The following is a 13,479-nucleotide window of genomic DNA, read 5'->3' as shown; positions in this document are numbered from 1 at the left end:
TGCCCGCGAGGCCTGCGCGGCCTCACGTCTCGTGGCTGTGCTGTGGGGGCGCCGCGACGGCGCCCACGAGGGTCGTGTCGTCCCCGGAGTACGTGGCGGCGCGCGCCAGCCAGTCCGGGAGCTGCTCCTGTACGGCCGCCGCGCCGTGCCGGGCGGCCCGGTCGCCGACGCCGGTGGCGAAGTCCAGGAACCCCTGGTGGTCGGCGAAGCTCTTGGAGAGCCCGTCGGTGGAGAGCAGCAGGCACGGCGGGGCGCCGCCGGTGAACGGCTGCCAGTGCGAGCGGGTCTTGCGCCACGGCTCGGGCTCGCAGAGCGAGTCGGTCTCGTCGCCCATGTCGGGGCCGGTGGAGAGCGGGGTGTGCGGGGCGCCGGTGTCGTCGACGAAGACGATGTCCCCGTCGCCCAACTGCCAGCAGAACACCATGTCCTCGGTCAGGACGGCGCCGATGAGGGTGCTGCCGTAGGCGGCGAGGTCCGGGGGCTCCGCCCGGTCGCGCGCCGCGGCGCCGCGCCGCGGCGGCCGGGGTCGGGCGCCGTGCGCGGGCGCGTTGCGGTCGTGCAGCAGGGCCCGTTCGTGCCAGCGGTGGCCGACCTGCTGCGGCAGGCGGCGCGCCTCCTCGCGCAACGCGGTCCAGCGCGCCGCGTCGCCGCCGACGCGGACCGCCTCGTACGCGAAGGGCCGCGCGCACGCGGTGAACTCCTCGACGGCCCAGCGCGCCCCGAGGTCGCTGCGGAAGTGGGCGGCGCTGCCGTGCCCGTCGGCGACCGCGAGGAGGACCGCGCGGTCCCCGGCGACGGGCAGGGCGACGCCGCGGTCCTGGCTGTACTTCTTCGCCACCCCTTTGACCGCGCCGCTGAGCAGCGCCCAGGGCGCGGCCGGACTCGGGGCGCCGGACACCGGATGCGGTCCGGTCACCGTCTGCGGCCCGGTCACCAGATGTCGTCTTCGCCCTTGGTCATCGACGGGACGTCGATCGGGACATGGGGCTTCGCGCCGTCGTCGACCTTGGGCGTGGAGGCGTCCTTGACGACCGCGGTGGACATCCAGCGGATGGCCGCGGCGAGCTGGCGGGGGTTCTTCGCCTGGAGCGGCTCCAGTTCGGGGTTGCCGAGGAACTCCTTGAGCATGCTCTTGTCGGCGTCGTCGCCGATGGCCACGGCGACGCGCACGGCCCGCTTGCCCCAGGGGGTGGCGTCGATGGCGCGCAGCCCGGCCCGCCAGTCGTCGGTGGGCTGCCCGTCGGAGGCGAGCGCGAGGACCGGCGGCAGGGCGCGCTGCGGCATCGGCGGGGTCTGCAGCGCGCCGGCCGCCAGCTTGAAGGCGGCGCCCATGTCCGTGCCGCCGTAGATGTGGACGTCCTCCCAGGAGAACTGGTCGACGGGGGTGGGCTCGCTGACGTGCCAGCTGGCGCCGCTGGCGAAGGTGATGGCCCGGACCAGCAACGAGGCGGCCGGGTTGGACTGGGCGGCCTGCTGCATCTCGGGAATGGCCTCGCGGATGGCGAAGTTCAGCTCGCCGATCTTGCCGTTCACGCCCATGGAGCCCGAGCAGTCGAGCATCCAGATGAAGTGCACGGGGCGGCTGGCCATGCTGCCGCCGGGGAAGTTGTCGACGACGACGGTCTCGCTGGTGTCGCTCACGCTGGTCCTTTCCTGTGGAGCGTGCGGGGTGCATGTGGGCGCGGCCCCCAGGCCGCCTTGCCCGGAACGGGACCGGGAGCGGTCACTCGTCCCGCTGCTTGATCCGGTGGCGCCACGCCGTCCATTCCTGGAGGTCCTGGCCCTCGCGCTGGAAGACGGTGGCCACGCGGCCGAGGTGGTGGTCGTCCAGGCGCGCAAGGACGGGCGCGAGGACCTCGTCGAGCAGTTCCGCGGCGGTCCTGCGCCACTCCTCGCTGACGCCGTGCCGCCGGCGGGGCCGCCAGAGGTGGAAGTACGCGGCCAACTCCGCCGCGTTGTACGGCAGTTCCCGCAGGAGCCGGCCCCGGGTGGCCTCGTCGAGGAAGTACGCGCGGTAGCTGCCGAGCAGTTCGGGCCCGGCGGTGAACAGGAGCCGCAGGCCGTGGGGGTCGCACACGTCCAGGGGGTTCGCCCGGGCGAGGGCGCGGCCCAGCCGCTCGCCGATGCCCTGCCGCAGGACCTGGCTCCTCGGCGCGACCTTGCGGAACAGCTCGTCGAGGCGTTTGAGCGCGGTCCGGTCGACGCGGAGGCGGCCGTCGGCGAGGTCCTGGGCCGTCACGAGCAGGTCGGCGGTGTGGCGCTCGGCGGCGCCGAGCAGGCCGTCCTCGCGCATGTCGCGGGCGAAGGCGACCAGTTCGGCGTCGCAGTGATCCGGATAGCTGATCCAGCCGGTGATGCGGCGGCCGAGGTCCGCCTCGACGATCAGGCGGGGCGTGCAGGTGCGGGCGATCCAGGACTGTTCGGCGCGGTCCGGCGGGGTGTTGCGCCACACGATGTGCCACAGCAGCCGCAGCGTCGTGACGTCCTTGATCCGCCCGCCGGGCACGAGTGCGGTGAGCCGTTCGAAGAGGTCGGCCCCGCGCAGGTGGTCCGGGGAGCCGGACCAGCGGGCGGCGGCCTCGGCGAGGCGGATGGTGAGCGGGGCGCCGTCGATGTGCCGCCGCAGCCAGTCGCCCTGCGGGGAGCGGGCCAGCTCCCGCAGGCGGTCGAGCTTGCGGTCGGTGAAGTCCACGATGAGCAGGCGCAGCACCCGGTGGGTGAAGGGGAGGTGGCCGACCTCTTCGAGGACCTGTACGGCGTGCGCGCAGTCGCGCCGGTCGGGGCGGAGCAGGCTCCCCGCGAGCCGGTCCATGGCCTCGGCGAGCCCGGGTCCGCCGTCGGCGCCCACGGCGAGGGCGAGCCGCAGCGGTTCGGTCCAGGTGAGGATGGGGTCGCGCAGCCTGCGGCGCAGGGCGGCATCGGCGCGGTCGCCGTACTCCTCGCGCAGCTGGCGCCAGGCTTCCTGGCCGAGTGGTAACCCTTCGAAGGCGGTCAGGTCGGGCAGCGTGTCGCGGGCGCGGGGGGCGTCGAGGTGGCGCTTGACCAGGGCGAGTGCCAACGGCTGGGCGGCTCGGGCCTGTTCGCCCTCCAGGCCGCGGCAGAGCCCTTCGAGTGCGTCGAGCGTGCGGGAGTCGGTCTCGTCCCGCTCCACGGACCGGGTGAGGGCGTCGAAGACCGCGCGCAGGCAGTCGCCGCCGAGTCCCGCGAGGTCGGCGCCCGAGGGGGCGCCCACCGCTCCCTCGCCCTCATCTCCTGCCCCTGTTCGTGCGCCTGGGCCTGGTCCTGGGCCGGGACGGCTGCCGCCGGAGAGGAGCGGGAGCAGCTCGAAGGCGTCCTCGGCGCGTGCCGCGGGGCGCGGGGGGTTGCCGGAGAGCCACCGCTCGGCGGTCAGCTGGGCCCAGGCGTCGAACGCGGCGGGCGGGCTCTGGGGGCCGCCCGTGCCGTCGTGCACGCGGTAGAGGTACGTGACCGTCGCCTCGTCCGTACGGTCGAAGCCGGCGGCCGGGCCGGTGCCGATGATCTGCTGCGGGGCGCCGTGCGGGTCGGCGGTCCAGGTGGTGAACGTCAGCGCGGAGACGTAGGCGTCGGGCAGTGAGGCGCAGGCGAGGGCGACCCAGTGGGCCACGGTCTCGGGGTCCTCCTCGACGAGGACGATCTGGCGGCCCGCGGGGTCGTCGAAGAGGCGGCGCACATCGGTGAGGAAGGGCGCGACGCGGTCCGCACGCGCCCTGGCGAACTCCACGAGGCGCTCACGGTCGAAGTGCGCCTCGGGCACGGGGAGTTCGGACTCGACGAACCCGGCGGCGAGCGTCTCACCGGCGTCCGGCTCCCAGGCGGCGGAGCGCCAGGTGTCGATCGGCCACACGGGACCGGGCCCCGGGGTGTCGGCCCCCAGGTGCAGCGCCTCCACGCGCTGCCCGTCTCCCTCCGCGAGCCGCCCGCCCCCCTCCCCGCGCTGCCCTTCGCCTTCTACGCGCTGCCCCGGCAGCGCCGCGCACAGGAGGCGGCCGCCGTCCGGCAGCAGGCTGTAGCTCAGCTCGGAGCACCCTCCGATGATCCGCTCGACGGCGGCGCTGAACTCCCCCACGGGTTCCTGGTGTGGTTCCGGCAGGGGCTCCCGGTGATGTGTCTCCCGCGGCTCGGCGGGGATCGGACGGACGGCTCCGGTGTCCGGCTCCTGAACGAGCCGGTAGCTGAGGCGGCGGATGGCCATGCCACATTCTGACCAACGGTGGTGCCGCGCCGCAGGCCGTCCGCCAAGTTCACCCCCGGCGCTCCCCGTACGGCCCGCGCCCCCTTGCGCGGCCGGGTGGTTGCGGCCACCGTGGTCGCGGGCCGGCGCCGACCGGCGTCGACCGGACGTACCGGCGATCGGAGTCGATGTGGCCTCCTACCTGCTCCCCCACACTTTGCTCGGCGAAGGCCCGCACAAGGTGGTCGCGGTACACGGCTGGTTCGCCGACCGGTCGGCGTACGATCCGGTGCTCGCGGACCTCGACACCGACTCGTTCCAGTACGCGGTGGTGGACCTGCGCGGCTACGGCGAGGCCAGGGACGCGGTCGGCGCGTACACGACGGGCGAGGGCGCGGCCGATGTCCTCGATCTCGTCGACCGGCTCGGCTGGGAGCGGTTCTCGCTGGTCGGTCACTCGATGGGCGGCAGCGTCGCCCAGCGCGTCGTGGCCGCCGCTCCGCACCGGGTGCGCCGTCTTGTGGGCGTGTCGCCCGTGCCCGCGTCGGGGCTGCGGCTGCCGCCCGAGCAGTGGGAGCTGTTCGCCTCCGCCGCGCACCTTCCGGAGAACCGGCGCGCCATCATCGACTTCACCACGGGTGGTGTGCGCCCCCGCGCCTGGCTGGACCGCATGGTCGACCGTTCGCTCGCGGTCAGCGACGCCAAGGCGTTCCGCGCCTGGCTGGACTCCTGGGCGGGCGAGGACTTCCACGCCGAGGTCGCGGGGGCGCCCGTGCCCGCGCTCGCCGTCGCCGGCGCGCTCGACCCGGCGCTCTCGGCGGAGCTGCTGCGGAGCACGTGGCTGCGCGCGTACCCGCGAGGGGAGCTGGCCGAGCTGCCCGGGGCGGGGCACTACGCGATGGACGAGGTGCCCCTGGAACTCATCCGTACGGTCGAGGACTTCCTGCGCGCCGACACCGGCCCGGAAGGCTCCGGGGCGTGAGCCCGCGGCGCGGCACGACGACGCCGCCCGTCCCCGACGTCTTCGACCCTCGCCTGTACGCGGCGGGTGTCCCCCATGAGCGGTACCGCGTGCTGCGCGACCACCACCCCGTGGCCTGGCAGGAGGAGCCCGGCGTACTGGGCTGGCCGGCGGGCCCGGGGTTCTGGGCGGTCACCCGGCACGCGGACGTCGTGCGGGTCCTGAAGGACGCGGCCACCTTCTCCTCACACCTGGGCGCCACCCAGATCCGCGATCCCGACCCGGCCGATCTGACGTTCATCCGGCGCATGATGCTCAATCAGGACCCGCCCGCACACGGCAGGTTGCGTCGGCTGGTCAGCCGGGCGTTCACGCCGAAGCGGGTCGCGCGCTTCGAGGCGCGGGCCCGCGAGCGGGCGCGCGCCCTGCTGGCCGCGGGCGTGGAGCGGGCCCGCGCCGGGGACGGCACCTTCGACGTCGTCACCGCCGTCACCGACGACTACGCCCTGCTCAACCTCGCCGACCTGCTCGGCGTCCCGCCGGACGACCGCGGCCTGTTGCTGCACTGGACGCGGCGCGTCATCGGATACCAGGACCCCGACGAGGCGGCCGAAACGGCTGGGGCGGCCCCGACGGCCCGCGGGCCCGGCGAAGCTCCCGTGAACCCGCGCTCGCCCGCGATGCTGCGCGACATGTTCGACTACGCGCGGGCGCTCGCCGCGTACAAACGTGACCACCCCGCCGACGACATCCTGACGACGCTCGCCACGGACGCCGAACTCGCCGTCCCGGAGCTGGAGATGTTCTTCTTCCTGCTCACCGTCGCGGGCAACGACACGGTGCGGTCCGCCGCCCCGGGCGGGCTGCTCGCGCTCGCCGGGAACCCCGGCGAGTACGGACGGCTGCGCCACGGCACGGTCGGCATGGCCACCGCCGTGGACGAACTGCTGCGCGCGCACCCGCCGGTGCTCAGCTTCCGGCGCACCGCGGCCCGCGACACAGAGCTGGCGGGGGTACGGGTGGCGGCCGGGGACAAGGTCGTCGTCTTCCACGCCGCCGCCCATTACGACGAGCGTGTCTTCGCCGACCCGCACCGCCTGGACCTGGCCCGCTCGCCCAACCCCCATGTGGCGTTCGGCGAGGGGCCGCACATCTGCCTGGGCGCGCACTTCGCCCGGCTCCAACTGCGGGTGTTCCACGCGGAAGTGGCCCGGGCGCTGCCCGTACTGCGGCTCGCGGCGCCGCCCCGGCGGCTGGTCTCCCACTTCATCAACGGCCTGAAGTCGCTGCGGCTTGAGGTGCCCGCGTAAGGTGCGCTACGACCAAGATCGATCCGGATGCGCCCGGAAGCGCATCCGGGATGCGGACCCGAGACCGGAGTAACGACGATGCACGCGGCAGCCGAGGCCGAGGACGAGTTCCACGACGAGATCTTCCCCTTCGTCCCCGCCCCGGAGGACGGCAGCCGCTGGCAGGCACCCGCCGACCTCGAAGAGCATCTGTACGAGCTGTGCGAGGCCGACGACGCGTACACGTATCTGCGAGCGGTCGCCGTGGAAGGCCTGTACCGGCCGGTGGCGCTGCACGAGAAGGACCCGGACGCGGACGCGAGCCCGCTGCTCACCGTCGACCTGCCGGACGGCCGGAAGGCGGCCCAGGTGTACACCGCCGGGCTGCTGCCGCGCCCGCATCCCGCCGTCGTCTACGAGTTCGTCACGCTCGGCGCGCTCGCGGTGGGCTGTCCGGACGACGTCGACATCCTGGTGATCAACCCGGCGACGCCGTGCGAGCAGTACTACCTGACCACCGACGAGGAGCGGGAGGTCTGGGCCGACCTGCACGAGCGCCACCACCGGGACGACGGCCTCGGCGACCGCATCGAGACGCGCCGCACCGGGGCGCCCGAACCGGGCCCGCTGCTGCACGGCCTGGCCTGCGGGGCGCACCTGTGCTTCGCCAACGGCGCCCCGTGGAACACCCTCGACTGGCACGGCGCGGGCCACCACAACGAGGTGGGCCGCCTGGCGGAGTCCTGGGGCGTGCACAGCCGCGAGGACTGGCTCGCCACCCAGGAGCGGCTGCTGACGTGCGAAGTCTCGCCCTGGTACTGGGACTTCGTCCTCGGCGCCCGGCTCGCGGTGATCGCCGAGGTCGGCCCCCGTCTGGACCCGGAGCGGTGGCGGGAGTGCGTCGAGGTCACCTTGCGCAACCGTGTCGTGGAGACCGGCGGCCCCGACACCCCGCACCGGCCGGGCGACGACCCGGAGCTGGATGACTTCGTGCGGGCGATGCGCGGCCTGGTCGGGAAGATCCTGCGCTACGAGGCCCGCTTCCGCGCCGACGAACTCCTGCCGCCCGACGGCTTCGTGCGCACCGTCGCGGCCTGGGACATCGGCCGCGCCTCCAAGATGGCCCGCTGGGGCAGGGGCGCGCGGTACGCGACCGAGGCGGAGCTGCGCGCCGCCGTCGAGCGGACGTCACGGGCCGCGCAGGCCGCGTACACGTCGTGGGAGGAGTTCTCGGCGGGATACATCCTGGGCCGCTGCCTGCACTTCGACGACGAGTCGTTCGGCTCCTGGTACACGGACGTCCTGCACGCCCACCGCGCCCTGACCACGGACCCGGACAGCCCTTGGCTGACGGTGCCGTTCACGTGAGGGGAGTGACGGGGCCGTTCAGCTGAGCGGGGCGACGCAGCCGTTTAAGTGAGCGCGGCGCCCGGCTCCGCCGCGCCCCGGCCGACGGCCCACCCCTTCAGGGACGGCTGCCACTCCTCGGCGTTCAAGTAAGCGACGGTGCCGTTCAGCCGAACGCGGCGACGCATCCGTTCAAGCCGGCGCGGCGACGACGCCGTTCAGCCGAGCGCCACGACGGAGCCGTTCAGCCGCACGCAGCGACAATCCCGTTCAGCCGAGCGCAGCGACCGAGTCCACCGCGCTCCGGCCGACAGCCCACCCCTTCAGGGACGGCTGCCACTCCTCGGCGAGGAGTCCGAGCAGCACCTCGTCGAGGAACTCGCCGAGCACCCACGCCGAGGAGCGCAGCACGCCCTCGCGCACGAAGCCGTTGCGCTCGGCGGAGCGCAGCATGGCGGTGTTGTCCGCCAGCGTCTCGATCTGCAGCCGCCGCATGCCGCGCACGACGAAGCCGTAGTGGCACAGGACCGCGACCACGTCGGTGCTGTAGCCCTTGCCGCGCGCGGACGGCAGCAGGCCGAGGCCGATGTGGGCCGACCGGTGGTGGTTGTCGATGCCCCACAGCGTCGCGGTGCCGACGAGCGCGCCGCCCTCCAGCTCCACCACGGAGAACGGGACGTGCCCCTGCTCCTTGTCGTCCACGAAGAGCCGCGGGTCCTTCGCGCCGGGTGTGATCGGCCGCCATGGCCCGGCCTCGGCCCGCGAGCCGATGACCACGTCGTCGTAGAGCTCGGTCCGCAGCACCGGTATGTCGTCCTCGTACCGGGCCCTGAGCCCGATCTTGTCACCCTTGAGCATGGGGGGATTCCTATCCGACCGGGCCGTCCCGCGGCAATCGGATAAACCCGCGCGCTCATGCGAGCCCCCTCCCCCGCATTCATCACGATCAGATCTCACTCGCCTCCCAGCTCCCCCTCCCCTCTTGCCACCGCCCCGTGTAATCGATTCCAATCCTCCGTGTAATCGATTCCACAAGGAGGTGGACCGACGATGGCCGCAAGCTCGGTGAGCATCAAGGACGTCGCGGCCGAGGCGGGTGTGTCCGTCGCCACCGTGTCGCGGGTGCTCAACAGCCACCCCTCGGTCAGCCCCGCGTCCCGGGCCCGCGTGGTCGCGGCCGTCGAGGCGCTCGGGTACCGCCCCAACGCCGTCGCCCGCTCCCTGCGCACCGACCAGACCCGCACCCTCGGACTGGTCATCAGCGACGTGCTGAACCCGTACTTCACCGAGCTGGCCCGTTCCGTCGAGGAGGCGGCCCGCGCGCTCGGCTACAGCGTGATCATCGGCAACGCAGACGAGCGCCCCGAGCTCCAGGACCACCACGTACGCACCCTCCTGGACCGGCGGATCGACGGGCTGCTGGTCTCCCCCACCGACGGCGGTTCCCCGCTGATGCTGGACGCGGTCCGCGCCGGCACCCCGATGGTCTTCGTGGACCGGTGGATACCGGGCGTGGACGTGCCCGTCGTCCGCTCCGACGGGCGCGCGGCCGTCCGTGACCTGGTCGCCCATCTGCACGGCCTCGGCCACCGCAGGCTCGCCATCATCGCCGGCCCGGCCGCCACGACCACCGGCAGCGAGCGCGTCGAGGCGTTCCGCGACGCCCTGCGCGAGCACGGCATCGCCCTGCCCGACGCCTACATCGGCCAGGGCGACTTCCAGGCCGCCAGCGGGCGCCGCGCCACCGAGCGCTTCCTCGCCCTGCCCGAGCCGCCCGAGGTCGTCTTCGCCGCCGACAACCTCATGGCGCTCGGCGCCCTCGACGCGATCCGCGCGCGCGGCCTGCGGGTCCCGCACGACATCGGGCTCGCGGCCTTCGACGACATCCCGTGGTTCGTGCACACCGACCCGCCCGTCACCGCGATCGCCCAGCCGACCGGCGACCTGGGCAGGGCCGCCGTGCACGCCCTGATCGACCGGATCGAGGGCAGGAGCCCCCGGTCCGTGACCCTGCCCGCCCGCCTCGTCGTCCGGCGTTCCTGCGGCGAGGGCGCCGGCGGGAACAGCGGTCAGGACCCCGGTCGGCACCCCGGCGAGGAGAACCCCGTACGAATCCGAAGGAGCAACCCGTGAGCGACCAGAGCGAGTTGCTGCGCATCGAAGGCATCCGCAAGACGTTCCCCGGGGTCGTCGCGCTGGACTCCGTCGACTTCGATCTGCGCCGCGGCGAGGTGCACGTCCTGCTCGGCGAGAACGGCGCGGGCAAGAGCACCCTCATCAAGATGCTCTCCGGTGCCTACCGCCCCGACAGCGGCCGCATCGTCGTGGACGGCGAGGAGGTACGCATCCATGGCGCGCAGGACGCCGAGCGGCTCGGTATCGCCACGATCTACCAGGAGTTCAACCTCGTACCGGATCTGACGGTCGCCGAGAACATCTTCCTGGGGCGGCAGCCGCGCCGCTTCGGGATGGTCGACCGCAAGAGGATGGAGGCCGACGCCGACGAGCTGCTGAAGCGGGTCGGCGTCCAGGTGTCGCCGCGCGCCAAGGTGCGCGAACTGGGCATTGCCCGCCTCCAGATGGTCGAGATCGCCAAGGCGCTGAGCCTGGACGCGCGCGTGCTCATCATGGACGAGCCGACCGCCGTCCTCACCTCCGAGGAGGTCGACAAGCTCTTCGCCATCGTGCGCACGCTGCGCGAGGACGGCGTCGGCATCGTCTTCATCACCCACCACCTCGAGGAGATCGCCGCCCTCGGCGACCGCGTCACCGTGCTGCGGGACGGCCGCAGCGTCGACCAGGTGCCCGCCTCCACTCCGGAGGACGAACTCGTCCGGCTCATGGTGGGGCGCAGCATCGAGCAGCAGTATCCGCGTCAACGGCCGGACGTCGGACCGCCGTTGCTGTCCGTCGACGGGCTCACCCGGGACGGCGTCTTCCACGACGTCAGCTTCGAGGTGCGGGCCGGCGAGGTCGTCGGGCTCGCGGGGCTCGTCGGCGCGGGCCGCACCGAGGTGGCGCGCGCGGTCTTCGGCGCCGATCCCTATGACGCGGGCAGCGTCGGCGTACGCGGTGAGCGCCTGCCCCGGCATGACGTGAACGCCGCGATGGGCGCCGGCATCGGCCTCGTACCGGAGGACCGCAAGGGCCAGGGCCTGGTCCTGGACGCCTCGGTGCGGGAGAACCTCGGCCTGGTGACGCTGCGTTCGGCGACCCGGGCCGGGCTCGTGGACCTCAAGGGGCAGGCGAGGGACGCCGCCCGCATCGCCGAGCAGCTGAAGGTGCGCATGGCCGGGCTCGGCCAGCACGTGCGCACGCTCTCCGGCGGGAACCAGCAGAAGGTCGTCATCGGCAAGTGGCTGCTGGCGGACGTCAAGGTGCTCATCCTCGACGAGCCGACGCGCGGCATCGACGTGGGCGCGAAGGTCGAGATCTACCAGCTGATCAACGAACTGACGGCCTCCGGGCACGCCGTCCTGATGATCTCCAGCGACCTGCCCGAGGTGCTCGGCATGAGCGACCGGGTCCTGGTCATGGCGCAGGGCCGGATCGCCGGTGAGCTGAGCGCGGACGAGGCGACGCAGGACGCGGTGATGGCGCTGGCCGTCGGTACGGCGGCCCCATCGGACATACGGAACGAAGAAGAAGCGGAGGGCTCCCGTGGCCACTGAAACCCTGAAGCGCGACGCGGGTGGCGCGGCCACGCTCCGCCGCGTGCTGCTCGACAACGGCGCGCTGAGCGCCCTGATCGTCCTGGTCGTGGCGATGTCGCTGCTCTCCGGCGACTTCCTCACCACGCAGAACCTGCTCAACGTGGGCGTGCAGGCCGCCGTGACGGCGATCCTCGCGTTCGGCGTGACGTTCGTGATCGTGTCGGCGGGCATCGACCTGTCGGTCGGTTCGGTGGCCGCGCTGTCGGCCACCGTCCTGGCCTGGTCGGCGACTTCGGAGGGGCTGCCGGTCTGGCTCGCGGTCGTCCTCGCCGTCGCCACGGGCATGGCGTGCGGCTTCGTCAACGGCCTGCTCGTCTCGTACGGGAAGCTGCCGCCGTTCATCGCGACGCTCGCGATGCTGTCGGTGGCCCGCGGCCTGTCCCTGGTGATCTCGCAGGGCAGCCCGATCCCGTTCCCCGACGCGGTCTCGCACCTCGGTGACACGGTGGGCGGGTGGCTGCCGGTCCCCGTGATCGTGATGGTCGTGATGGGCCTGCTGACGGCGCTGGTCCTCGGCCGGACGTTCATCGGGCGCTCCATGTACGCGATCGGCGGCAACGAAGAGGCGGCCCGCCTCTCCGGCCTGCGCGTCAAGCGCCAGAAGCTCGTGATCTACGCGCTCTCCGGTCTCTTCGCGGCCGTCGCGGGCATCGTGCTCGCCTCCCGCCTGGTCTCCGCGCAGCCGCAGGCCGCGCAGGGGTACGAACTCGACGCCATCGCCGCGGTCGTCATCGGCGGCGCGAGCCTCGCGGGCGGCGTCGGCAAGGCGTCCGGCACCCTCATCGGCGCGCTGATCCTCGCGGTGCTGCGCAACGGCCTCAACCTCCTGTCGGTCTCCGCCTTCTGGCAGCAGGTCGTGATCGGTGTCGTCATCGCGCTGGCGGTCCTGCTGGATACGTTGCGCAGGCGGGCCGGGGCGACTCCCGGGGCCTCGGCGGGCGCGTCCGGGGGCGTGCGGGGCAAGGGGCCGCAGGCGGTGAAGTACGCGGTGGCCGCCATGGTCGTCGCGGCGGTGATCGGTGCCGTCTCCTTCTTCAACTCGGGCTCCCCGGGCACCTCGCCGAAGGTCGGCATGTCGCTGTCCACCCTCAACAACCCCTTCTTCGTGCAGATGAAGGAGGGCGCGCAGGCCGAGGCCGAGAAGGCGGGCATCGACCTGACCGTCACCGACGCGCAGAACGACGCCTCCCAGCAGACCAACCAGTTGCAGAACTTCACCGGCGAGGGCGTGAAGTCGATCATCGTGAACCCGGTGGACTCCGACGCGGCGGGCCCGGCCGTGCGCGGCGCCAACAAGCAGGACATCCCGGTGGTCGCGGCGGACCGCGGCGTGAACAAGGCGGAGACGGCCACGCTCGTCGCCTCCGACAACGTGGCGGGCGGCCGGCTGGCGGCGAAGACCCTCGCCGAGAAGCTGGGCGGCAAGGGCAAGGTCGTCGTCCTCCAGGGCACGCCGGGCACCTCCGCGAGCCGCGAGCGCGGGCAGGGCTTCGCCGAGGGCATCAAGGCGTACCCCGGCATCGACGTCGTCGCCAGGCAGCCCGCGGACTTCGACCGCACCAAGGGCCTGGACGTCATGACCAACCTCCTCCAGTCCCACAAGGGCGTGAACGGCGTCTTCGCCGAGAACGACGAGATGGCGCTCGGCGCGGTCAAGGCGCTCGGCGCCAAGGCGGGCAAGGCCGTGCCGGTGGTGGGCTTCGACGGCACCCCCGACGGGCTGAAGGCGGTCGGGGCGGGCACGCTGTACGCGTCCGTGGCGCAGCAGCCGAGGGAGCTGGGCCGGATCGCCGTGGAGAACGCCGTGCGGGCGGCGCGGGGCAAGAAGGTGCGGGAGATGGTGAAGGTGCCGGTGAAGATCGTGACGTCGAAGAACGTGCGGGATTTCTCCTGACCGCCTCTTCCCAGGACCGACCCTTCCCGTGACCGCCCCCTTCACCTGGCGGCCCCTCGTGACCGCCCTCGCCTCATCACCGT

At 73.2% G+C, this 13,479-nt stretch carries 10 protein-coding genes; 6 read left to right on the top strand and 4 right to left on the bottom strand.

Features of this window, described 5'->3' with window-relative positions; translation table 11 throughout:
• Positions 1-22: 22 nt before the first annotated feature.
• The 3 genes from J2N69_RS29500 to J2N69_RS29490 all read right to left on the bottom strand — a co-directional run bounded on the left by J2N69_RS29500 (position 23) and on the right by J2N69_RS29490 (position 4,213).
• Positions 23-934, bottom strand: a complete 912-nt coding sequence (locus J2N69_RS29500) for a protein phosphatase 2C domain-containing protein (protein ID WP_230903398.1) — start codon at positions 932-934, stop codon at positions 23-25.
• A complete protein-coding gene (locus J2N69_RS29495) occupies positions 931-1,590 on the bottom strand; it encodes a vWA domain-containing protein (protein ID WP_127911390.1) in 660 nt (219 codons plus the stop codon). The genes J2N69_RS29500 and J2N69_RS29495 overlap by 4 nt, the downstream gene beginning before the upstream one ends.
• A gap of 133 nt (positions 1,591-1,723) precedes the next feature.
• Complete coding sequence (locus J2N69_RS29490; protein ID WP_230903397.1) at positions 1,724-4,213, bottom strand: GTPase-associated protein 1-related protein; 2,490 nt, start codon at positions 4,211-4,213, stop codon at positions 1,724-1,726.
• Positions 4,214-4,382: 169 nt separating this feature from the next.
• Between J2N69_RS29490 and J2N69_RS29485 the strand changes: the two genes are divergently transcribed.
• From J2N69_RS29485 to J2N69_RS29475, 3 genes are all read left to right on the top strand, one after another.
• Positions 4,383-5,174 carry an alpha/beta fold hydrolase gene (locus J2N69_RS29485; protein ID WP_230903396.1) on the top strand — a complete coding sequence of 264 codons (792 nt, stop codon included), beginning with the start codon at positions 4,383-4,385 and terminating at the stop codon, positions 5,172-5,174.
• Positions 5,171-6,463: a cytochrome P450 gene (locus J2N69_RS29480; protein WP_230903395.1), complete on the top strand. Its 1,293-nt coding sequence runs from the start codon at positions 5,171-5,173 to the stop codon at positions 6,461-6,463. Before J2N69_RS29485 ends, J2N69_RS29480 begins: the two co-directional genes overlap by 4 nt.
• A 78-nt stretch (positions 6,464-6,541) precedes the next feature.
• Complete coding sequence (locus J2N69_RS29475) at positions 6,542-7,810, top strand: DUF1266 domain-containing protein (RefSeq protein WP_230903394.1); 1,269 nt, start codon at positions 6,542-6,544, stop codon at positions 7,808-7,810.
• Between the two features lie 249 nt (positions 7,811-8,059).
• Here J2N69_RS29475 and J2N69_RS29470 read toward each other — a convergent pair whose 3' ends face one another.
• Positions 8,060-8,647 carry a GNAT family N-acetyltransferase gene (locus J2N69_RS29470; RefSeq protein ID WP_230903393.1) on the bottom strand — a complete coding sequence of 196 codons (588 nt, stop codon included), beginning with the start codon at positions 8,645-8,647 and terminating at the stop codon, positions 8,060-8,062.
• Positions 8,648-8,839: 192 nt separating this feature from the next.
• Between J2N69_RS29470 and J2N69_RS29465 the strand changes: the two genes are divergently transcribed.
• Genes J2N69_RS29465 through J2N69_RS29455 form a run of 3 tightly spaced genes read left to right on the top strand, consistent with a single transcriptional unit; the run spans position 8,840 to position 13,396 of the window.
• Positions 8,840-9,922 (top strand): LacI family DNA-binding transcriptional regulator, encoded by a 1,083-nt coding sequence (locus tag J2N69_RS29465; RefSeq protein WP_230903392.1) that lies wholly within the window; start codon positions 8,840-8,842, stop codon positions 9,920-9,922.
• Positions 9,919-11,460 (top strand): sugar ABC transporter ATP-binding protein, encoded by a 1,542-nt coding sequence (locus J2N69_RS29460; RefSeq protein WP_230903391.1) that lies wholly within the window; start codon positions 9,919-9,921, stop codon positions 11,458-11,460. Before J2N69_RS29465 ends, J2N69_RS29460 begins: the two co-directional genes overlap by 4 nt.
• Positions 11,450-13,396 (top strand): ABC transporter permease/substrate-binding protein, encoded by a 1,947-nt coding sequence (locus J2N69_RS29455; RefSeq protein WP_230903390.1) that lies wholly within the window; start codon positions 11,450-11,452, stop codon positions 13,394-13,396. The genes J2N69_RS29460 and J2N69_RS29455 overlap by 11 nt, the downstream gene beginning before the upstream one ends.
• Positions 13,397-13,479 lie beyond the last annotated feature (83 nt).

It is taken from the genome of Streptomyces huasconensis (genome assembly GCF_021028635.1).
Classification (GTDB): Bacteria; Actinomycetota; Actinomycetes; order Streptomycetales; family Streptomycetaceae; genus Streptomyces; species Streptomyces huasconensis.
Note: the sequence above shows the minus strand (reverse complement) of the source record. Positions and strands in the feature narration are given on the sequence as shown.

Bases quoted from the DNA above. Each gene is read 5' to 3' on its own strand.
- J2N69_RS29495 (WP_127911390.1), bottom strand. From the start codon at position 1,590: ATGGCCAGCCGCCCCGTGCACTTCATCTGGATGCTCGACTGCTCGGGC.
- J2N69_RS29490 (WP_230903397.1), bottom strand. From the start codon at position 4,213: ATGGCCATCCGCCGCCTCAGCTACCGGCTCGTTCAGGAGCCGGACACC.
- J2N69_RS29475 (WP_230903394.1), top strand. From the start codon at position 6,542: ATGCACGCGGCAGCCGAGGCCGAGGACGAGTTCCACGACGAGATCTTC.
- J2N69_RS29470 (WP_230903393.1), bottom strand. From the start codon at position 8,647: ATGCTCAAGGGTGACAAGATCGGGCTCAGGGCCCGGTACGAGGACGAC.
- J2N69_RS29465 (WP_230903392.1), top strand. From the start codon at position 8,840: ATGGCCGCAAGCTCGGTGAGCATCAAGGACGTCGCGGCCGAGGCGGGT.